The sequence below is a fragment of the Exiguobacterium sp. s22 genome, assembly GCF_018617455.1.
GTDB lineage: Bacteria > Bacillota > Bacilli > Exiguobacteriales > Exiguobacteriaceae > Exiguobacterium.
Genome location: NZ_JACSKD010000001.1, coordinates 210,920 through 233,642 on the forward strand (window position 1 = coordinate 210,920; position 22,723 = coordinate 233,642).

Sequence of the window (22,723 nt, forward strand, 5' to 3'; positions counted from 1 at the left end):
GTGAGGAGGGATCACGTATGAAAATTCGTGCCCAACGTGTTGCCGAGCAAATGCGTAAAGAGATTACAGACGTCTTGTTACGAGAAGTGAGTGACCCACGCACAAAGAACGCTACCATTACGAGCGTTGACGTGACAGGGGACTTACAACAAGCAACGGTCTATTATACGGTGCTCGGTGATGAGGAAGATGTGAAGGCAGAAACGCAAGCAGGTCTCGACAAAGCGAAAGGATTTATCCGTCGCGAAATCGGGAATCGCATCCGTCTTCGTAAAACACCAGAAATCTCGTTTGAATACGATTCATCGGTTGCATATGGTAGCCATATCGACTCATTGATTCGTGATTTAAACAAAGATCAATAATTTGAAAGGGGAGACGTCGTTCTCCCTTTTTTGTATGGAGGGATGAAGTTGGAACCAAACGGAGTGCTTGTACTCGATAAGGACAGAGGCATGACAAGTCATGACTGCGTGTTCAAGTTACGAAAACTGTTTCAAACGAAAAAAGTTGGACATACGGGTACGCTTGACCCAGAAGTGACAGGTGTATTGCCCATCTGTTTAGGACGTGCGACGAAGTTGTCTCGTTTTATCACGGATGAAGGGAAACGTTACGTGGCCGAGGTGACAATCGGTAAGGCGACGATGACCGAGGACGCGCATGGTGAGGTCGTGGATCAAAAGGTGGTCACATCGAACGAATTGAACGAATTACAGATTGACGAAGCGATGCGCCAATTGACGGGAACGATTGAACAGATTCCACCGTATTATTCAGCGGTCAAAGTTAATGGGAAGAAGCTGTACGAGTACGCTCGGAAAGGCCAGACCGTTGAACGCCCTCGCCGGATGGTTGAGATTCACCGTTTGGAACGGACGAGTGAATTGACGTTTGAAGAAGACGTATGTCGCTTCCGAATGGAAATCGACTGCGGGAAAGGGACATACATTCGTACGCTCGCTGTACAAATCGGGGAGAAGCTCGGTTATCCTGCCCATATGAGTGAACTGAGACGCACGAGCTCAGGAACGTTTGAGGAAGCGAACGCTGTATCGCTCGAAACGTTACAGTCTCTTGAAACGGTCGAGGAGCGAATGGCATATGTGATTCCACTCGAGGATGTCATCAAACGCTGGCCAGCGATCACGATTCCAAAGAATCGGGAGCATTATATTCGGAATGGCGGAAAGCTGAACGGCGTTTCGCTCGAATTTGAGTTATTTACTGTCTATAATGAAGAAGGAATCCCTCTTGCTTTATATCGAAGACAAGAAGGAACGACAGACGCTACAGTCGAGGTCATGCTGGCCATCGACTAAGGGGGAAATTGACAGTATGGAAACAAGACATCTCACCTATCCAGAAACACCTGACTTTTACCCATCGGTCATGGTGCTCGGTTTTTTTGACGGTGTTCATAAAGGGCATCAAGCTGTAATCAATCACGCCAAACGGGTAGCAGCGGAGCATAACCTTCCGGTGACGGTCGTCACGTTCGACCCACATCCGAAGCAAGTACTTTCAAATAAGCCAGACGCAGTGCGTTATATCACGCCGCTGTCTCGAAAGCTGAAACGCATTGAAGCACTCGGAGTTGAGCGTTGTCTCGTCTTAACGTTCACAAAGGAACTAGCGGGACTTTCTCCGCAACAGTTTGTGGATGACTATTTAATCGGCGGTGGTGCTGTACATGTGACGGCAGGATTTGATTACTCGTATGGCAAGTTTGGTGAAGGAACGATGGAGACGCTTCCATATCATGCGCGTGACAAGTTCACGACGTCTATCGTGACGGAACAGACGATGGCTGGAGAAAAGGTGTCATCGACTCGAATCCGTAAGCTGCTGGCTGATGGAAGTGTCGACGAGGCGCATGAGTTACTCGGTTCTCCGTATGTCATTTGTGGAGAAGTCATTCATGGAGACGCGCGAGGGCGCACGATCGGTTTCCCGACAGCGAACGTATTGATGGACGCTTCGTATGTTATGCCACGACTAGGCGTATATGCGACACGGGTCACGCTTCCGGATGGACGCACGTTTGATGCGATGACGAATGTTGGACGGCGTCCAACGTTTTATGAAACGGGCTCAGTCTCTGTTGAGAGCCATCTCTTTGACTTTTCAGAAGATCTATATGGACAAGTCATTGAAATCGAATGGATCCAATATATTCGGAACGAGCGCGCGTTTGACGGACTGGATGCATTGGTCGCCCAATTGAAAGAAGATGAGGTGTCGGCACGCTCAATCCTATCTTGACTTTCAAGAGCGGGTACGCTATCCTTGTCAAGTACGCAAAGTACACCGCTTCGCTTGGCTGGTCGATTCACCAACGCCGGCTCGGCAACGCGGCAATTTTTCACTAAATGGAGGTGGAGAGGCAATGGCACTCTCAAAAGAACGTAAAAACGAAATTATCGCGGAATACGCGACAAAACAAGGTGACACAGGTTCACCAGAAGTACAAGTGGCTGTGTTGACTGAACAAATCAACACATTGAACGACCACCTTCGTACACACAAGAAAGACCACCACTCACGTCGCGGTCTCTTGAAAATGGTTGGACGTCGTCGTAACTTGCTTACGTACCTTCGTAACAAGGACGTTACGCGTTACCGTGAATTGATTCAACGCCTCGGTCTCCGTCGTTAATCGATCGAGACTGTTTAACGGGCTGGGACAACGTCCTAGTCCGTTTCTTCTTTTTTAAGGAAAATGATTAGACATTCGTTGGAATGAGTTACATAATAAACTAGATAAGGTTTGAGAGGAGAATGTACATGTTAGGTACGAAACAAGTATTCTCTACAGAGTGGGGCGGACGCCCATTGTCTGTAGAGGTCGGCCAACTTGCGAAACAAGCAAACGGCTCGGCACTCGTGCGTTATGGAGATACAGTTGTCCTTGCGACAGTGACGGCTTCAAAAGCACCAAAAGATTTAGACTTCTTCCCGTTGACGGTCAACTATGAGGAGAAACTATATTCGGTCGGTAAAATTCCAGGAGGATTCCTTCGTCGTGAAGGTCGCCCGGGTGAAAATGCAATTTTGACATCACGTCTCATCGACCGCCCGATTCGTCCGCTCTTCCCAGACGGATTCCGTCATGATATTCAAGTCATGATTTACGTCATGTCAAACGACCCAGATTGCTCGGCTGAAATGGCAGGTATGCTCGGAACGTCGATCGCGCTCTCGATTTCTGACGTACCGTTTGACGGTCCAATCGCTGGCGTGACAGTCGGACGTGTGGACGGCGAGTTCGTCATCAACCCGACGACGGCACAAATGGAGAAGACGGACCTTGAGCTTCAAGTCGCAGGAACATCGACAGCCATCAACATGGTTGAAGCAGGCGCGAACGAAGTGCCTGAAGATGTCATGCTTGAGTCCATCTTGTTTGGACACGAAGAAATCAAACGCTTGATTGCGTTCCAACAAGAGATTGCTGATGCAGTCGGCAAGCCGAAGTTTGAGTACACGGTCTCAAAATACGATGAGTCACTCACAGCAGAGCTTGAAGCAGCTCGTCCTGAAATCGTGGAAGCGGTGCAAGTGGAAGAGAAACATGCTCGTGACGAAGCCATCAATGAAGTGATTGCGAAATATGTAGCGATGTATGAAGAACGCCTTGCCGATGAGCCTTCAAAACTCGGAGAAGTCTCAGGGATTTTGAACAAATTCGTCAAAGATGAAGTACGTCGCTTGATCACAGTCGACAAAGTTCGCCCAGACGGACGTCGCCCAGACGTGATTCGTCCGCTCGCATCGGAAGTTGGATTGCTTCCACGCGCACATGGTGTCGGTCTTTTCACACGCGGTCAGACACAAGTCATGTCGGTCGCAACACTCGGTGTCATCGGAGACGCACAGATTATCGACGGGATCGGTCTTGAAGAGAACAAACGCTTCATGCACCACTACAACTTCCCGCCGTTCTCGGTCGGTGAAGCTCGTCCGGTCCGTGCGCCAGGTCGTCGTGAGATCGGTCACGGTGCACTCGGTGAGCGTGCACTCTTGCCAATCATTCCAAAAGAAGCAGACTTCCCATACACGATTCGTCTCGTCTCGGAAGTGCTCGAATCAAACGGTTCAAGCTCACAGGCTTCCATCTGTGGCTCGACACTCGCCTTGATGGATGCAGGTGTGCCAATCAAAGCGCCTGTCGCCGGGATTGCCATGGGTCTTATCATGGAAGGGGAGCATTACACGGTCTTGACAGACATTCAAGGACTTGAAGATCACCTCGGTGACATGGACTTCAAAGTAGCCGGAACGAAAGACGGGATTACTGCCCTTCAAATGGATATCAAGATTGCCGGAATCACGCGTGAAATCTTAGAAGAAGCGCTTGAACAGGCACGTGTCGGTCGCCTACACATCCTTGACCATATGCTCGAGACATTGGATGCTCCACGTACTCAATTGTCGAAATATGCACCGAAGATTGTGACGATGACAATCAATCCAGATAAGATCCGTGATGTGATTGGACCGGGTGGTAAGATGATCAACAGCATCATCGACCAAACAGGCGTCAAGATTGACATCGAACAAGATGGTACGGTCTTCATCGCTTCAACAGATCAAGAAGGAATCGATCTTGCCATGTCGATGATCGGTGATATCGTTCGTGAAGTTGTCGTCGGTGAAGTCTACGATGCAACGGTACGTCGCATTGAGAAGTTCGGCGCGTTCGTCGAACTCTTCAAAGGGAAAGATGCACTCGTACACGTATCCGAATTCAGCCTCGAGCGTGTCGCGAACGTTGAGGATGTCGTGAAACTCGGCGATTCGATTCAAGTCAAAGTCACTGAAATCGACGATAAAGGTCGCGTCAACGCATCACGTAAAGCGCTCATCTTAGAAGAATTGTCTCCTGAAGAGCGTGAGGCATATGAAGCGAAACGGAAGGCTGCTCGTGAGAGCCGTCCGCCTCGCGAAGGCCGTCCGCCACGTCGTGACGGGGACCGTCGTCCACCGCGCTCGACAAATTAATTATTCTGGCCATCGTCTTGGTGCGATGGCCTTTTTCATAGGAGTGAGAATATGGAATGGATGACATTAGAGAACGGTGTCCGGATCATCGTCGAACCAATCGAAGGTTCGCTTAGTACTTCGACCGGGGTATTCATTAAAGCAGGGACACGTACAGAAACGTTTGAGAACATCGGCATCAGTCATTTGATTGAACATATGTTATTTAAGGGAACTGCAACGAAAAGCGCAAAAGAGATTGCTTCCTTTTTTGATGAGCTCGGTGGAAGTGTCAACGCCTTTACCTCGAAGGACCATACGTGCTTTTACGTGAAGACGCTCGATGAACATGCGGTCATGGCGCTCGACGTACTGACAGATATGTTGTTTGAGTCGGTACTCGATGAGACAGAACTAGAAAAAGAGAAACGTGTCGTCGTGGAAGAAATCAAAATGTATGAGGATACGCCAGAAGACCTCGTACATGAACTATTGGCCGTTGCGGCGTATCGTGACGATATCCTCGCTCAACCGATTCTAGGGACGGAGGAGAGTGTCAACCGATTGACACGTGACCAGCTCGTCGACTATTTAAAAGAACGATATGTGGCTGAAGAAATCGTTGTCTCCATCGCAGGACACGTCTCTGAAGAATTGGTGGAGGCAGTCAAACAAAGGTTTGCTCACATCCCTTCTAGGGAATCGTCGAAAGAACTCAATCAACCAGAACTGTTTCATGATACGTTGAAAAAGCATAAGGAAACGGAGCAAGCGCATCTCTGCTGGAATTACGAAGCGATTTCAGCAATCGATGAACGATTACCCCACCTAGCACTCATGAATAATGCCATCGGTGCGACGATGTCCTCACGTCTGTTTCAGTCCATTCGTGAAGAAGAGGGCTTGGCTTATTCCATCTACTCTTACTACACGACGTTTTCCGATCACGGTACGTTTACCATTTATGTCGGTACGTCACCGGATACGTTAGAACAAGTCGAAGTCATTCTTGAGAGAGAGATCAAGCGACTTGTCGCCGACGGTTTGACTGCTGAGGAAGTAGATAAAGGCAAGCGACAATTGAAAGGATCGATCGCTCTCGGGAATGAAAGTTCGAGTGCTCGTATGAACCGGAACGGACGGAACTTATTATTGCTCGACGAAGTCGAGCCGATTGAACAAGTGATTCAAAAAGTAGAACGAATCGAACGCGATGAGGTGAATGCATTGATTCGTGAAGTGTTGGGACGCCAAGCAGCGAAGTCATACGTCCTCCCGACCGAAGCGTGACTTGAAACCGAATTGTAAGTTCTCTACACTGATTAAGAGGTATTCTTTAATTTGGATAGGATACAGGTGAAAGAAGGGAAAGACTTGAACTTAACGGATTTAGTGAAGACGATACAACTAATTAATCAACCGATTCTAGAAGACATCGTGGTGACACATGTGACGACTGATTCAAGGGAAGTTGTCCCTGGTACGTTGTTTGTCGCCATCAAAGGATACACGGTCGATGGCCATGAATATGCGGCGCAAGCGGTAGAGCGAGGCGCGGTGGCAGTCGTTAGCGAACGACCGCTCGACCTGTCAGTGCCAAACCTGATTGTGCGAGATAGCTCGCGTTCAATTGGGTTATTGGCTTCGGCCTTTTATGCATATCCTTCGGAACAGATGCGACTATTCGGAATTACGGGGACGAATGGAAAAACGACGACGACGACGATTTTACGTGACGTCCTCGATGTTCTCGGTCATTCGACAGGATTGATTGGGACCGTCGAGGTACGGATCAACGACAAAATCGTCCCGAGTAAAAATACGACGCCTCAAAGTTCGGAACTCCAACAGTTGTTGGCGCAAATGCGCGACGAAGGCGTGACGGATGTGATGATGGAAGTGTCGTCACACGGTCTCGAGCTCGGACGTGTCATCGGAACGGATTTCGACATCGTTGGATTCACGAACTTGACGCACGATCATCTAGATTTTCATGGGACGTTTGAAAACTATGCACGCGCAAAAGGGTTATTGTTTGCTCAACTTGGTCAAATGGCCTCGCGTGGGAAGGTAGCTGTTTTGAACGCGGATGATGCACAAACACCTCTTTATGAGATGATGACAGGTGCGAAAGTATTAACTTATGGGATTGATACGCAAGCAGACTTGATGGCAACGGACATTGAACAGACGTTGTCTCAGACTAGCTTTACGTTAAATTACCAAGGTACGAAACTCCCGGTGACGGTTCAGTTCATCGGTCGTTTCAACGTGTACAATTTGTTGCTAGCGACCGGGTGTCTTCTCGCTGCAGGGTATTCATTAGATCGCATCGCTAAAGCACTCGAAGTGATTCATCCTGCTAAGGGACGGATGCAACGCTTGGATGTTCCAGGTTATAACGTATATGCCGATTATGCCCATACACCCGATGGCATCGAACAATGTTTAAAATCACTCGTCGGTGTACCGAAAGAGAAGATCGTCTTTTTAATCGGTACCGGCGGAAACCGTGACGTGACGAAACGTCCGGCGATGGGAGAGATGGCGTCGACCTACGCTGGTACGGTCATCGTCACAACGGACGACCCGCGCTTTGAAGCGTATGAGTCCATCACAAAAGGGATTGCGTCCGGAATGACCCATGACAACTTTGTTGAGATTGGAGATCGTGAAGAAGCGGTTCGATACGCAGCGACCTTGGCCAAACCGGATAATATTATCGTGTTGGCTGGAAAAGGGCACGAGAAGTATCAAATTATCGGAAATGAAAAAATGCCGCTCGACGAAGAGGCGATTGTTCGAGCGACCATTTTAAATACGGAGGAAGCTTGATTTATGGCAGTACAACCAATTACGTTGACAAGAACAGAACATGATGAATTCGTCAAGACACATGATCGTGGCGACCTCTTACAACTGTCTAGTTGGGGAGATGTGAAGCGACAGAATGGATGGACATCAGAACGTGTCGCAGTAGGACGCGAGGGGGTGACGACTGGTGCGGCATTGCTGTTATTCAAGCGCGTCCCGAAACTCCCATACACATTGTGCTATGCGCCACGAGGGTTTGTCGTTGATTATGACGACTTGGCATCTTTACAGGCACTTGTGAATGAAGCGAAGCGTGTTGCGACAGCACAGAAAGCCATCGTGATTAAAATTGATCCGAACATCGACCGTGATGAGTTGCCAGGCCTATTGACTGAAATGGATGCCCTAGGGTTCACACATAAAGGGTACGGTGGTGGCTTTGACTACGCTCAACCTCGGTTCACCATGGAAACGGATTTACGACCAAGTGAAAAAGAAATTTTTGCGAAGTTTCATCATAAGTTCCGTTACAATGTTCGCTTAGCGGAGAAAAAAGGGATTGTTTGTTCAGAAGTTGGTCGTGACGGGCTCAAAACATTTGCCGATTTGATGAAAGTGACAGGCGAGCGTGATGGCTTTGCCATTCGAGGGCTTGATTATTTTGAAAATCTATATGACTGTCTCCAACCGGGGGATGCTCGTCTATTTTTGACAAAACTTGAACCTAAACTTGCGCTTGAGCAACAGCAAGCAACGCTTGAGAAAGCAAAAAAAGAGTTGGAGAAAATTGAACGTGGGCTAGAAAAGGAGACGGTTGAAAAGAAACGAACGAGTCTTTTAAATCGTAAAGAGCAGACAGAGGCCCAAATTCAAAAAGCAGAACAGGCCTTGCCTGAACTCATCGAACTCGATCAGACCTATCCGAACGGTTTAGTGTTGTCTGGCGGACTGCTGACGCTCGCCGGACGACGCTCGTACTACTTATACGGAGCCTCATCGAATGAGTTCCGCGAATTTATGCCGAACCATTTGATGCAGTGGACGATGATGAAAGCTGCAAAAGAGAGCGGAGCCGAACGTTATGATTTCGGAGGAGTTTCTGGAAGCACGGAACCGGATGATGAATATGCGGGTCTGTACGCGTTCAAGTCCGGATGGGGCAGTGACATGATTGAAAAAGTTGGAGAATTTGACCTCGTTTTAAACCGTCCTTTGTACATGGCGCTTGAAAAAGGATTGCCAATCCTTAAAGGTTTGCGTAAACGGTTTAGAAGATGAGATGGACAGGCGTGTTATCACTTGCGATGGTCGCCTTTCTAATCGGTATTACACTCGCTTACTTTTATATGCGGCCCGGACCCGTACCATGGGTGGATGAACCGACGTTTGAAGCGGATATGTGTGTTCGTGATGTTGAAGCGGAAAACGCGATCTTGGCAAAGACGAAGATTGAATTCGATCAGTTGCATCCAGAGGTTGTCAATCGGGGTGTTTCATTTGTACGATTGGCCCATTCATGCTTGGACTTAGAAGTGCGACTCACATCAGGATATCGTTCGGCCAAAGAGCAAAATGCCCTGTACGCCCAAGGAAGGTCTAAACCTGGACAAGTCGTGACGAATGCGAAAGCGGGACAAAGCTATCACAACTACGGGCTAGCCGTCGATTTCGTCATCATCCATAACAACAAAGCGGATTATGATTTAAACGCTGACCGTAATCGCAATGATGTACCAGACTGGCAAGAGCTCGGTGAGTTGGGGAAAGCCCTTGGTTTTGAATGGGGAGGCGATTGGAACTCATTTCCTGATTATCCTCACCTTCAAATGGACTTCGGTTTATCACTTCGACAGCTGAATGCAGGGAAACGTCCTGACCAAGCTGCGACCATGCCGCTTGCCGATACACTAAAACCTCTACTAGATTGAACGGAAATGTTGGCAATGAAGCCGTTTTCCGCTACAATATTCAGTAGCGATAAGGGACGAAACAGAATATGAAACAATTAGGAGGTTTTTGTTAGTGTCAAAAAAGAAGACAGAGAATATTAGCGTCTTTGCGCTTGGAGGCGTAGGCGAAATCGGGAAGAACATGTACGTCGTGGAGCTAGACGACGACATCTTCGTCATCGATGCCGGTCTCATGTTTCCAGGCGATGAGATGCTTGGGATTGATATCGTTATCCCAGACATCACGTATTTAAAAGAAAATAAAGATCGCGTACGAGCGATTTTCATCACGCATGGTCACGAAGACCATATCGGTGGACTCAGCTACGTCTTACGTGACTTGAAACATGTTCCTGTGTACGGAACGAAATTAACGCTCGGGTTAATTGAACTGAAATTAAAAGAGGCCGGTTTGTTGAAAGAAGTCGACCTTCGTATGATTGATGCCAAAACGAAATTGACTATCGCTGATCATCTCATCACGTTTTTCCGCGTCAATCACTCGATTCCCGACTGTGTCGGCGTCTGTATTCAAACGTCTCAAGGTGCGATCGTCCATACCGGAGATTTCAAGTTTGATTACACGCCTGTCGATGGTAAACAATCCGACTTCAATAAGTTAGCGGCAATCGGACAACGTGGTGTTCTTGCACTCCTTTCGGATTCGACAAATGCTGAGCGACCGGGTCAAACCGGCTCTGAGTCGATTGTTGGAGCAGAACTGAACGATGTGATCTATCAAGCCGAAGGTCGTGTCATCGTGGCATCGTTCGCATCGAACGTGCATCGCCTCCAGCAAGTATTTGCGGCGGCGGAAGCGAATGATCGTAAAGTCGCGGTCGTGGGTCGTAGTATGGTCAACATCGTCGAAGTCGCGCAGAAGTTGAACTACTTACGCTTCAAGGCGAAGACACTCGTTGAATTGTCGCAAGTGAACCGTCTTCCGGACAACAAAGTCGTCATTTTAACGACTGGCTCACAAGGGGAACCGATGGCGGCATTGACACGTATGGCTCGTAACGCCCATAAACAAGTCAACATTCGTTTGAACGACACGGTCGTCATCGCAGCGACACCGATTCCAGGAAATGAGAAGTCGGTTTCAAAAACGATTGACCTTCTGTTCCGTTCTGGGGCGAACGTCATTTACAATCAACGTAAAGTTCACGTATCTGGACATGGTTCGGCTGAAGAATTGAAACTGATGCTCAACCTCGTCAAACCGAAATACTTCTTACCGATTCACGGTGAATATCGAATGCAAATGGCGCACTCGAAACTTGCAGAGCAAGTAGGTGTTAAGCCGAACAACATCTTTATCGTGGAAAAAGGGGATGTCGTTGAATTTACCGGTCGTAAGGCACGCATGAGCCGGAAAGTTCCTGCCGGTAACGTGTTGATTGACGGAATCGGTGTTGGTGACGTTGGAAACATCGTTCTTCGCGACCGTCGCTTGTTGTCACAAGATGGGGTCGTCCTTTGCGTCGTCACGTTGAACCGGAAACAGAAGAAATTGATTTCAGGACCTGAACTCATTTCACGCGGGTTCGTGTATATGCGTGAATCCGAAGAGATGATTTCAGAGGCTAACCGTATTGTCACGAAACAGATTGAGAAGAGTCTGCAAGCTGGCAGTGATTGGACCGAGTTGAAATCAAATATCCGCGAGCGACTAAGCGTCTTCTTGTTTGAACAGACGAAGCGTCGTCCGATGATCTTGCCGATCATCATGGAGATTTAATGATATGTGAGTGAGGCAAAAGTCATCTGACTTTTGCCTTCTTTTTTTAGGAGGAACTGAAGTGGCTCAAAAAACAAGAAAAACTCCCGTGAAGCGAAAGCGACCGGCAACGCGAAATACGAGAAAACGGAAATCACAACCGATTGCGCCACGTACATATGGATGGGGGTTATTTATTCTCGCCATCGTCGCATTCGTATTTGCCTCATTTGACTTAGGCTGGATCGGTCAACAGTTATCGATACTTTCTGATTACATATTTGGAGGATGGGGTGCGCTGACCTATTTGATGACAGCCATCCTATTATGGATTTTCCTCAATCCGATGAGGCCGATGCAACGAGCAGGACTACTCGCGATGTTCATCTCATTTTTATTGTTTGGGGACTTACTTTGGGGAGAGGAGCGCGGTGGCATCAATGGTGCCATCTATGAGTTGAATCAGTACTTGTTCTCAGACTTCGGAATCGTTTTTGTCGGTGTCGTTTGTTTAATTGTCGGTGTCTCCCTTTATATACCGACGATATGGGGAACGCTTTATAAACGTATGCAAGAATCCGTCATCGCTATAAAAAATGAGTGGCAATCAAGACCAAAATCCGAGAAAAAGGTTACGACGACTCAATCGAAAAAGACGGCCAAAACCCCTAAATCGACCGAATCAAAAGTAGAACCCGTATCAGAAGCGGAATCAGACATGGATGCGGTAACGATGCATGACATTCCGATCGTCGGCTTTAGCGAAAAGGTGGTTGCGGAGAAGCGTGCTATAGAAACAGAAACAATCGAGTCCGTTGATTCGGAAGGAGATGCTTCGATTTCGACTGAAGAGATGATGATGACGGCAGCTCAAAATGTTTCAGACACATATGAACTACCACCGTTCTCGAATTTGAAAGAACCAGTCATTACGGATTTATCTGGCGAAAATGCACGTCTAAAAGAAAATGCATCAAAGCTGGTAAAAACCCTTAAATCATTCGGTGTCGGCGTGAAAGTGTTAAAAATTCACCTCGGACCCACCGTCACAAAATATGAATTACAACCGGATATCGGTGTGAAGGTCAGTCGCATCACTTCGCTAAGTGACGATTTGGCACTTGCACTCGCTGCAAAAGATATTCGGATTGAAGCCCCGATTCCCGGGAAAGCAGCAATCGGAATCGAGGTACCAAACCAAGAAGTAGCGCCTGTATGTCTACGCGAAGTACTTGAAGCCGATCCGGTCAAACAAGATGATTCCAAACTGCTCGTCGCCCTCGGTCGCAGTATCAGTGGAGAAACGGTCGGGATTTCGCTCAATAAAATGCCTCACTTGCTTGTGGCGGGATCGACAGGGTCAGGAAAATCCGTCTGTATTAACGGCATGATCGTCTCCCTTTTGATGCGATCTCGACCAGATGAGGTCCGACTCATGATGATTGACCCGAAAATGGTCGAGTTAAATGTGTATAACGGGGTGCCGCATTTATTGACCCCTGTCGTCACAGATCCTAAAAAAGCGGCGCAGGCACTGAAACAAGTCGTTGCCGAGATGGAGAGACGGTATGAGTTGTTCAGTCGATACGGCGTTCGAAACATTGAAGGATACAATGAACTCGTCGATCAATCCGACGACGAGGATGCAAAACGATTACCGTTTATCGTCGTCATCGTGGATGAGTTGGCAGATTTGATGATGGTCGCATCAAATGACGTAGAGGATGCAATCATGCGTCTCGCACAAATGGCACGAGCTGCAGGTATTCACATGGTTCTTGCTACACAACGTCCGTCTGTCGACGTCATCACCGGTGTCATCAAGGCGAATATTCCGTCACGGATCGCATTCGCCGTCTCCTCGCAAACGGATTCACGAACGATTCTCGACGGTGGAGGGGCGGAGAAACTGCTCGGTCGAGGAGATATGCTGATGCTTGCGAACGGAATGAACAAACCGATCCGGGTCCAAGGAGCGTTTGTATCTGACCAGGAAGTCGAAACAGTCGTCAACCATGTCATTGCCCAACAACGTGCGCAATACGTGGATGCGATGATGCCAAAAGAAGAAGAAGTAACAACAATCGACTCTGATGATTCATTGTTCGGAGAAGTCGTACAATTCATCATGACACAAGAAACGGCATCGACATCGATGATTCAACGGAGATTCCGAATCGGTTATAATCGGGCCGCCCGTTTGATTGACTCCCTTGAGGAAGCGGGATACGTTGGTCCGTCAGAAGGCTCGAAACCGAGGAAAGTGCTCATTCAAGATCAAGAAGGATAAGTTAAAAAAGCGAACGATTATATATCGGTATATATAATCGTTCGCTTTTTATTTACTTTTAAAGATTGTGGTAATATTCGCTCTAATCTGAGAGGTTCGCTATAATATAAATGTAATATAGCACATATGACCTATATATCAAATTGGTACATACAATTAAAAATCACTGAAACGCTTACATTTTTTAATAACGTTTACATTTTACAAAAGTTTTTCAATTAAGGGTAGAAAGGGTAAAATGGACTCAGAGGTACGGTTCAAGCGAAAAACAAAAAATATTTCCTTGATTCCGAACAAAAACTATTGCGTTCTAATTCTTGAATCCCTATACTTAATATTGGCAAGGACATTCATACGTCAGATGTCTGAGCACTGGTAAGTAAATTAAAGGTGGTGAGGCCAATGTCGATTAAGCTCGATCATCGATTGCTCTACCTCCGAGTAATTGAGAAAATTAAGCAAGATATCGACGCTGGTGTCTATCGTGAAGGTGAGAAATTGCCTTCAGAATTCGAACTGTCGAAGCAACTCGGAGTTAGTCGAGCGACGCTTCGCGAAGCACTCCGAATTCTAGAAGACGAGAAATTTGTCGTGCGAAAACATGGTGTGGGAACATTCATTAGTTCTAAACCGCCATTCACTTCAGGGATTGAAGAGTTGTTCAGTGTCACTGATATGATCACACGAGCGAAAATGACACCGGGAACGAAAGTATTGGTGGCCGAGAAAGTGTTGGCAACAGAGAGAGAAGCCGAGCGTCTCAAGATTGAGCCGAACTCACCGATTTATCGAATTGTACGAATTCGATATGCGGATGACACACCGGTCGTCTATTGTGTCGACAAAGTGCCGGCCCATCTTGTCTCGAACCCTGAGGCGTTGACTGAAGGGAAGTCTCTATTTGATTCTCTTGAACAAGAGGTAGGACGTCGAGTCGCATATGCGATCACGCACATCGAACCGAGTGTCAGCTCTGAAATTTCGTCACAACTTCAAACGGATCAACCGTTACTTGCTTTAAAACAATTGCATTATGATGAGAGTGATTTACCATTACTCGATTCGGCCAACTTTTTCCGCGCTGATCGATTCGACTTCCACGTCGTACGTAAACGAGTTTAAACGAGCGGTTTTTGAACGGAAGAGTTATTTTTGGGGAATAGCGTGAAAGCGCTTTCTTATACCGGTGTAAAGACTACTGATAACATGACAACAAATTTTGTTATGAACCGAAAGGGGAAACACGACGATGATGAACAAAAAGAAAACGATTCTCTCAGCTTTAGCAGCAGGACTCACACTCTCTACAGTACTCGCAGCATGCGGTGGCGATGACAACGAAAGCTCATCTTCAAACGGTGATGGCGGCGAAGGCGGCGACTTCAAAGTTGCAATGGTTACGGACACAGGCGGTGTTGATGATAAGTCATTCAACCAATCTGCTTGGGAAGGTCTCAAAAAGTTTGGTGAAGACAACAGCTTGACTGAAAACGAAGGATTCAAATACCTTCAATCAGCAAAACAAGCAGACTATCAGCCAAACTTGCAACAATTGGCTCGTGACAACTTCGACTTGATCTACGGAATCGGCTTCTTGATGGCTGAAGACGTTCAAAAAGTTGCAGAACAATTCCCAGATAGCAACTTCGCAATCGTAGATATGGTTGTTGATGCACCTAACGTTGCTTCAATCACGTTCAAAGAGCAAGAAGGTTCATTCCTCGTTGGTGTCATTGCCGGTCTCTCGACAAAAACAGATAAAGTTGGTTTCGTAGGTGGAGTTGAATCTGACTTGATCAAAAAATTCGAGAACGGATTTAAAGCAGGTGTCATGGCTGTAAACCCAGAAGCGACAATCGACGTGAAATACGCTGAAGACTTCAACTCAGCTGAAAAAGGAACTGCAATTGCGTCAGGTATGTATGGTTCTGGATCTGACATCATCTATCACGCAGCTGGTGGTACGGGTGTAGGGGTATTCACAGAAGCGAAAAACCGTAAGAAGAACGGTGAAGAAGTATGGGTAATCGGGGTTGACCGTGACCAATACGAAGAAGGTCTCCCAGAAGATGTAGCCCTTACTTCAATGGTTAAACGTGTTGATACGGCTACTTACGATGTTTCGAAACAAGCAATGGACGGCAAGTTCCCTGCTGGTGAAATCATCGAGTTCGGTTTGAAAGATGACGGTGTCGGAATCGCTGAAACATCTGACAAACACGTTTCGAAAGAAATCCTCGACAAAGTTGAAGAATACCGTCAGCAGTTGGTTGATGGTGAGCTCACTGCACCAGCAACAGATGCTGAGTTCGAAGAGTTCATGAAAAACGTAAAATAATTCATTGAGTTAGGGGGAGACCCATGTGGTCTCCCTTTACTTAAAGTTAGGGGTGAACTTTCTTGGAATATGTAATTGAAATGCTAAATATTCGCAAAGAGTTCGGTACGTTCGTTGCGAACGACAATATCACACTCCAATTGCGCAAAGGTGAAATCCATGCGCTGTTAGGAGAAAACGGAGCTGGGAAATCGACGCTCATGAACGTGTTATTCGGTCTTTACCAGCCTGAGGGCGGAGAGATTCGCGTACACGGGAAGAAAGTAGATATTGAAAATCCGAATATCGCCAACGATCTCGGAATCGGGATGGTCCACCAACACTTTATGTTGGTTGAAAAATTCACAGTCACGGAGAACATCATCCTTGGTCTTGAACCGAAAAGTGGGATGACGATCGATCGTGATACAGCTCGTAAAAAGGTCATGGAAATTTCAGAACAATACGGGTTGAAAATCGATCCTGATGCAAAAATCGAAGACATTTCAGTCGGTATGCAACAGCGTGTAGAAATCTTGAAGACGCTCTATCGTGGAGCGGATATTTTGATTTTTGATGAACCAACGGCAGTGTTGACACCACAAGAGATTCAAGAACTTATCCAAATTATGAAACGTCTGATTGCTGAAGGTAAGTCAATCATCTTGATTACACACAAGCTGAAGGAAATCATGCAAGTTGCCGATCGTTGTACGGTCATTCGCCGCGGTCGTTATATCGGCACGGTCGAAGTGGACGAGACGGTCAACGAAGACAGCTTAGCTGAAATGATGGTTGGTCGTGAAGTAAACTTTGACGCGGAGTATTCGAAAGCGGATCCGCAACAAGTCGTTCTTGACGTTCAAAACCTCGTCGTTAAAGACAGCCGTGGATTAAGCGTGGTCGAAGGGTTAGATCTACAGATTCGTGCAGGAGAAGTATTGGGGATTGCCGGAATCGATGGAAATGGTCAAACCGAGTTGATTGAGGCGATTACCGGACTTAAAAAACCGGAATCAGGTAAAGTAATGTTGAATGGTCAAGATGTTACGGGCCATACGCCGCGTAAGATGACAGAGGCTGGTATTGGACACATTCCGCAAGACCGTCATAAGCACGGGCTTGTACTCGACTATTCAATCCGCGACAACATGGTTCTTCAAACGTATTACAAAGAACCGTTCTCAAAACGGGGCTTGATGAATTATAAAGCGGTTGCAGAGAAGGCGAAGGCATTGATTGAGAAGTTTGACGTCCGAACTCCATCGATCGATGTTCCAGCACGCGCCCTATCAGGTGGTAACCAACAAAAAGCCATTATCGCCCGTGAAGTCGATCGTTCACCAGACTTACTCATCGCCGCACAACCGACGCGTGGTCTCGATGTTGGTGCGATTGAATTTATTCACGAGCAACTCATTAAAGAGCGTGAAAAGGGACGTGCTGTCCTCCTCATTTCATTCGAACTTGATGAGATTTTACACGTATCCGACCGTATTGCTGTTCTCTATGAAGGAAAAATTGTAGGGATTCGTGATCCGAAAGAGACGACGGAACAAGAACTTGGCTTCTTGATGGCCGGCGGTCAGAGAGGGGACGAAACAGAATGAAAAAACTAAGTTTAAACCAACTTCTCATTCCACTCCTATCCATTATTTTAGGACTTCTCGTCGGAGCGATCGTCATGTTGATCGGTGGCTATGATCCGGTACAAGGATTCATCTCGTTGTTCGAGGGGATGTTTGGTAGTCCGTATGCGGTAGGGGAAACGTTACGAGCAGCGGCACCACTGATCTTCTCCGGTCTTGCGGTCGCATTTGCGTTCCGTACGGGACTCTTTAACATCGGGGTAGAAGGACAAGTATTGATTGGCTGGGTCGCGGCAGTTTATGTCGGAATTAACTTTGACTTGCCGATGTTCCTCCATTTACCGCTTGCACTCCTTGCGGCGATGGTGGCAGCTGCAATCTGGGCGTTCGTTCCTGGTTTCTTAAAAGCGAAATTCTACGTTCATGAAGTCATCACGTCAATCATGATGAACTATATCGCGCTTTACACGACGAATGCCATTTTGCGTAATGTCATTGGTGTAACGAATGAGCGTACCGATTCAGTTAAAGAATCAGCATCTTTAGCATCACCATGGTTACAAGAATTGACAACGTATTCACGCTTGCACTGGGGTGTGTTAATCGCCGTCCTTGCTGCAATTGTGTATTACTATATTCTTCAACGGACGACGCTTGGATATGAGCTTCGTGCGGTTGGATTTAACAAACATGCGTCTCAATATGCAGGGATGAGTGTCAATCGAAACATCGTCTTGTCATTTGTCATCTCGGGAATGTTCGCTGGTCTTGCCGGTGCAATGGAAGGCCTTGGTACATTCGGTAGTATGACGCTCTCTGCATCGTTCACAGGTGTCGGATTCGACGGGATTGCCGTTGCCCTTCTCGGTGCGAACACTGCAATCGGTGTCGTGCTTGCCGCCATTCTCTTTGCAGGATTGAACATTGGTGGTTTGGCGATGCAATTAGGTGCGAACGTACCTTCTGAGCTCGTTAAAGTCATCATCGCAGCCATTGTTATCTTTGTGGCATCTGGTTATGCGATCAACTATGTTGTTGAGAAACTTAAAGGAAATCGTAAGAAAGGAGTGGAGAAAAAATGAGCTTCTTAGAAGTCCTCTACATTGTCGTACCGGTTGCACTTGCCTATGCGACTCCACTCATTATCGCAGCGCTCGGTGGAATTTTCAGTGAACGGTCTGGTGTTGTCAACATCGCCCTTGAAGGAATCATGGTCATCGGTGCCGCGACAGGAATCATCACGACGCTCACTTTGACTGATTTAGGAGCGGGTGCGTTGAGTCCGTGGATCGCGTTACTCGTCGCGATGGTGGTCGGCGCGTTGTTCTCACTCTTCTTGGCCGTTCCAGCCATCCTTTGGCGTGCGGACCAGACGGTACTCGGTGTCGCGATTAACATGCTTGCGATCGGTCTTGCTATCTTCGTCGTACGAGTTCTCTACAATAAGGGACAAACCGACTTTATCGAATATCGTATCGCGAAAGAGAACGTCCCGTTCTTATCGGACATTCCTATACTCAAAATGTTCTTCATAAATGTTCAGTACACGTCGTTCGTCGCAATCGCTTTGGCGTTCGTCGTTTGGTTCGTCATCTTTAAGACGCCGTTTGGCCTTCGTCTCCGCTCGGTCGGTGAACATCCGATGGCAGCTGATACGATGGGGATCAACGTCACAAAAATGCGCTTCATGGGTGTCATGCTCTCTGGTGCCTTTGGTGGTCTTGCCGGAGCGGTCTATGCTGTAACGGTTACTACGAACTTCAGTGGGACGACGATCGTCGGTCAAGGATTCTTAGCCATCGCCGCAATGATTTTCGGTAAATGGAACCCGCTTGGAGCGCTCGGTGCCGGATTGTTCTTCGGATTCGCACAAGCCTTATCGATTATCGGAAGTAACTTGCCGGTCATCAATAACGTGCCGCAGCTTCTCCTCTTGATCGCGCCATATGCGCTCACAATCCTTGCACTCGCTGGACTCGTCGGTCGTGCGGATGCACCGAAATCTGTCGGTATCCCATATATTAAAGGGAAACGGTAATTAGAAATAGGACATATGTCCATTGTGTTCAGGTTGTTTGGCGCTTAAGCCAAACAACCTTTTTTGTTATACTTGGTGAGGGATGTCATAATCTATTTAAAAGGGACACTTCGACATGAAAAAAGACATATCAGTCAGTTGACCGATATGTCTTTCATTGATTATTCAAATTTTAATGCATCGCCTTCGAATGATTCATCTGCCACTTTGATTGAATCTGTTGGGCAGCCTTCGAATGCATCCATCATGTCTTCATATAACTCATCAGGGATTTCAACAGTACCTGTGTTGTCGTCCATCAAGTTGAATGCAAGACCTTCATCATCGTAATCGTAAATATCTGGTGCAGCTGCGCCACAAGCTCCGCATGCGATGCATGTATCTTTATCAACGATTGTAAATTTTGCCATGATAATAACCCTCCAAACGGTTCGTTTCTCTTAAGAAGTCATTCTACTCACTATGAGTTATTGTAGTCTACATACCCAATTATTTCAATGAGGAAACGAATGTCTTTTTGGTAGGATAATGATTTATTTAAGGAAGTGACGATTTGGTTCATTTAGCGGATGGAGTACTATTGCTGGCCATCAAGCGTTTAAACGGAGAACGAAGTGAACGTAGCCTGTTTCATGTCTTGAACGGGAAACGATCAGCGACAACGTTACAGGACGCGTTCTTTTATGATTTAGAACCTGTTTTTGGACAGTTTCCGCAAACGACGTATATGTACGAGACAACATTGAAGACACTTGAAAAACGAGGATGGCTGGATCGGAAACGATTTCAACTGACGGAAGCAGGAGAGTTGATCTCATCACCTGAAGCAGTAGAAGATTTGTTCAACCGTCTCGGTGGACAACGACGAGATTACAATGCGACGACGTGGAAACGATTAAGTTTATTCGTCCAAACGTTCATGTCGAGAGAGCACGCTCGAACGTTTTATCCTGTACAAGCCGATCGGCCGGCAGAGCAATGGGTCAAACAATTATTAAGACTTGATCGGGAATGGAAGCCGTTGATGCAGACGTTTCATCAAGAAATCGAACAGGCGCTCGAACGGATTGGCGATCCTTATGCGACGGCAGTCGTCTATCGATTTACTGGAGCGTTTGAAACTGGATTAACTTATGAACAAATTGCCGGATTGCTAGATGTCGATGCAGAAACGGCTCGGCTTTACTTCTTAGCAGGTTGGAATGAACTCTTGATCCAGTTGCCCGAAGATGCCAAACTTAGAGGGTTTACGTACGGTCTATCTTCGGATCAGATGACTTTTTCTGCGCATGAATCCTACGAATTATTTCTAAAAGGTTACTCGTTTCAACAAGTCCAAGCGACACGACGACTACGAACGAGTACGATTGAAGATCATGTAGTGGAATTAGCAATGTATTTAGATGTCTTCCCACTCGAGCAATTCGTCGCGATGGAAGACGTCGTGACGATTGAAAAGCTGAGACAGCCGACGAGTTGGGCACTGAAACCAATCTTTGAGGAGATGGGGAGTGTCAGTTACTTTCAAATACGCCTTGTTTTCGCAAGGCTGAAACGAGGTGAGACCTTTGTATGAATCAACACTGAAGCGAGTGTTTGGGTATGATTCATTCCGTCCGGGGCAACACGACATCATTCACGCTGCGGTAGAAGGGCAAGATGTGTTGGCAGTCATGCCGACAGGTGCGGGGAAATCGTTGACGTTTCAACTTCCTTCTTACATTAAGAACGCAGGACTGACGGTGATTGTCTCACCGCTACTGTCTTTGATTGAAGATCAGATGTTGCATATCCGAGAGCGTGGAGAACGAGGGGTCGCCCGTTTGACATCGATGGAGTCATCTGAAGAAAAGAATGAGATTATCAGTCATTTAAAGAAATATCGTTTTTTATACTTATCTCCAGAGCAATTGGCAGTCCCATATGTAACACGTGCCCTTGCGAATGTGAACATTCAAATGCTCGTCATTGATGAAGCGCACTGTATCTCACAATGGGGCCATGAGTTTCGGCCAGAGTATGCACGGTTAGGTGAATTGCGCAAACAGATCGGCAGTCCTCAATGCATGGCCGTCACGGCGACAGCCCCGGAAAGTGTGAAACAAGATATCATTGAAAAATTAGCGTTGTTTTCACCCGAGCAATTCGTTCATTCTGCCAATCGACCTGAAATTCGCTTAATCGTCGAACGATTAGAAAAAGAGAAGAAGCTTGAACGACTAAAAGAGTTGATGAAGGAAATTCCAAAACCGGCTGTCGTCTATACTGCGACACGCCGTGAAGCCGAAGCGCTAGCGTTCGAACTCGAGGATGCACTATTTTATCATGGTGGCATGTCGACAGAAGATCGCCGACTCGTTCAGTCGCAATTTTTACGAAATGAAGTTACAGTCATGGTGTGTACCAGTGCCTTTGGTATGGGAGTGAACAAAAATAATGTACGCTCGGTCGTTCACTATCAATTACCTGCCACGGTTGAAGCGTACATGCAAGAGATCGGACGAGCGGGACGTGACGGGCAACCCGCATTCGCGGTCCTTCTGTATGCGGATGGAGACGAGCGCATCCAGCAATTTTTAATCGACGGACAGTACCCGAAAGACGAGGACATTCGATTGGCTTATTTTGAGCGCGAGAACGGAACCTCCTTACAACAGGTACAGCGTATGTTACGGATGAATGAGGAAGATCCGAAGTTCTTATTGTTGAAGCAGTTATTATCTGAACGGTCGCTTCAAGAGACGCTTGACTGGGTAAAAGAAAGGAAACGAGATCGTTATCGACAGCTCGGACAGATGATGGATTATGCCCTCATCCGTACATGTCGACGTGATTATTTGCTTCGTTATTTTTCAGAGCCGACAATCGACCAAAAAGAATGTTGTGATGTGTGCGGTCCCGTTCATTTCCCAAATACTCCGACAATCGTTCGAAAAAATGTGACAGAATGGAAAATTCGGTTGACGCAAATCTTTTCCTTTGAATAATATCATAGTAAAATGATAAAAAAGGTAAAGGAGGGC

Annotated in this window: 19 protein-coding genes; 18 read left to right on the forward strand and 1 reads right to left on the reverse strand. The window is 46.9% G+C overall.

Annotated features, from left to right (window positions below):
• Positions 1-17 precede the first annotated feature (17 nt).
• The 16 genes from rbfA to KNO94_RS01190 all read left to right on the forward strand — a co-directional run bounded on the left by rbfA (position 18) and on the right by KNO94_RS01190 (position 19,700).
• Positions 18-365 carry a 30S ribosome-binding factor RbfA gene (gene rbfA, locus KNO94_RS01115; RefSeq protein WP_015881430.1) on the forward strand — a complete coding sequence of 116 codons (348 nt, stop codon included), beginning with the start codon at positions 18-20 and terminating at the stop codon, positions 363-365.
• A 42-nt stretch (positions 366-407) separates the two neighbouring features.
• Positions 408-1,322, forward strand: coding sequence for a tRNA pseudouridine(55) synthase TruB (gene truB / locus KNO94_RS01120; protein ID WP_483299159.1), 915 nt, complete (start codon positions 408-410; stop codon positions 1,320-1,322).
• Between the two features lie 16 nt (positions 1,323-1,338).
• Complete coding sequence (locus KNO94_RS01125) at positions 1,339-2,265, forward strand: bifunctional riboflavin kinase/FAD synthetase (RefSeq protein ID WP_214776882.1); 927 nt, start codon at positions 1,339-1,341, stop codon at positions 2,263-2,265.
• Between the two features lie 124 nt (positions 2,266-2,389).
• Positions 2,390-2,659 (forward strand): 30S ribosomal protein S15, encoded by a 270-nt coding sequence (rpsO, locus tag KNO94_RS01130; RefSeq protein ID WP_015881433.1) that lies wholly within the window; start codon positions 2,390-2,392, stop codon positions 2,657-2,659.
• A 128-nt stretch (positions 2,660-2,787) separates the two neighbouring features.
• Positions 2,788-5,004 (forward strand): polyribonucleotide nucleotidyltransferase, encoded by a 2,217-nt coding sequence (gene pnp, locus KNO94_RS01135; RefSeq protein ID WP_214776884.1) that lies wholly within the window; start codon positions 2,788-2,790, stop codon positions 5,002-5,004.
• A gap of 51 nt (positions 5,005-5,055) precedes the next feature.
• Positions 5,056-6,273: a M16 family metallopeptidase gene (locus tag KNO94_RS01140; RefSeq protein WP_214776886.1), complete on the forward strand. Its 1,218-nt coding sequence runs from the start codon at positions 5,056-5,058 to the stop codon at positions 6,271-6,273.
• Positions 6,274-6,339: 66 nt separating this feature from the next.
• Positions 6,340-7,818 (forward strand): UDP-N-acetylmuramoyl-L-alanyl-D-glutamate--2,6-diaminopimelate ligase, encoded by a 1,479-nt coding sequence (locus tag KNO94_RS01145; protein WP_214776888.1) that lies wholly within the window; start codon positions 6,340-6,342, stop codon positions 7,816-7,818.
• Positions 7,819-7,821: 3 nt separating this feature from the next.
• Positions 7,822-9,075 (forward strand): lipid II:glycine glycyltransferase FemX, encoded by a 1,254-nt coding sequence (locus KNO94_RS01150; protein ID WP_214776890.1) that lies wholly within the window; start codon positions 7,822-7,824, stop codon positions 9,073-9,075.
• The gene (locus KNO94_RS01155; RefSeq protein WP_214776892.1) at positions 9,072-9,725 is read left to right on the forward strand and encodes a M15 family metallopeptidase; all 654 of its coding nucleotides are present in this window, start codon (positions 9,072-9,074) and stop codon (positions 9,723-9,725) included. The genes KNO94_RS01150 and KNO94_RS01155 overlap by 4 nt, the downstream gene beginning before the upstream one ends.
• Positions 9,726-9,819: 94 nt before the next feature.
• Entirely contained in the window at positions 9,820-11,487 is a 1,668-nt protein-coding gene (locus tag KNO94_RS01160) for a ribonuclease J (protein ID WP_214740190.1), read from the forward strand.
• Positions 11,488-11,575: 88 nt separating this feature from the next.
• A complete protein-coding gene (locus KNO94_RS01165) occupies positions 11,576-13,756 on the forward strand; it encodes a DNA translocase FtsK (RefSeq protein ID WP_353047812.1) in 2,181 nt (726 codons plus the stop codon).
• A 402-nt stretch (positions 13,757-14,158) separates the two neighbouring features.
• Positions 14,159-14,878, forward strand: coding sequence for a GntR family transcriptional regulator (locus KNO94_RS01170; RefSeq protein ID WP_214740195.1), 720 nt, complete (start codon positions 14,159-14,161; stop codon positions 14,876-14,878).
• Positions 14,879-15,008: 130 nt separating this feature from the next.
• Positions 15,009-16,094, forward strand: a complete 1,086-nt coding sequence (locus KNO94_RS01175) for a BMP family lipoprotein (protein ID WP_214777605.1) — start codon at positions 15,009-15,011, stop codon at positions 16,092-16,094.
• 62 nt (positions 16,095-16,156) lie between these two features.
• Positions 16,157-17,683: an ABC transporter ATP-binding protein gene (locus KNO94_RS01180; protein ID WP_214740197.1), complete on the forward strand. Its 1,527-nt coding sequence runs from the start codon at positions 16,157-16,159 to the stop codon at positions 17,681-17,683.
• Positions 17,680-18,744 (forward strand): ABC transporter permease, encoded by a 1,065-nt coding sequence (locus KNO94_RS01185; protein WP_214740199.1) that lies wholly within the window; start codon positions 17,680-17,682, stop codon positions 18,742-18,744. Before KNO94_RS01180 ends, KNO94_RS01185 begins: the two co-directional genes overlap by 4 nt.
• Entirely contained in the window at positions 18,741-19,700 is a 960-nt protein-coding gene (locus KNO94_RS01190) for an ABC transporter permease (RefSeq protein ID WP_214776896.1), read from the forward strand. Before KNO94_RS01185 ends, KNO94_RS01190 begins: the two co-directional genes overlap by 4 nt.
• A gap of 161 nt (positions 19,701-19,861) precedes the next feature.
• Here the strand turns inward: KNO94_RS01190 and KNO94_RS01195 are convergent, their stop codons facing one another.
• A complete protein-coding gene (locus KNO94_RS01195; RefSeq protein WP_214740203.1) occupies positions 19,862-20,110 on the reverse strand; it encodes a ferredoxin in 249 nt (82 codons plus the stop codon).
• A gap of 143 nt (positions 20,111-20,253) precedes the next feature.
• On the opposite strand from KNO94_RS01195, the gene KNO94_RS01200 reads away from it, so the two are divergent.
• Complete coding sequence (locus KNO94_RS01200) at positions 20,254-21,276, forward strand: YpbB family protein (protein ID WP_214740205.1); 1,023 nt, start codon at positions 20,254-20,256, stop codon at positions 21,274-21,276.
• A complete protein-coding gene (locus KNO94_RS01205) occupies positions 21,260-22,687 on the forward strand; it encodes a RecQ family ATP-dependent DNA helicase (protein WP_353047813.1) in 1,428 nt (475 codons plus the stop codon). Before KNO94_RS01200 ends, KNO94_RS01205 begins: the two co-directional genes overlap by 17 nt.
• The last annotated feature ends 36 nt before the right edge of the window (positions 22,688-22,723 follow it).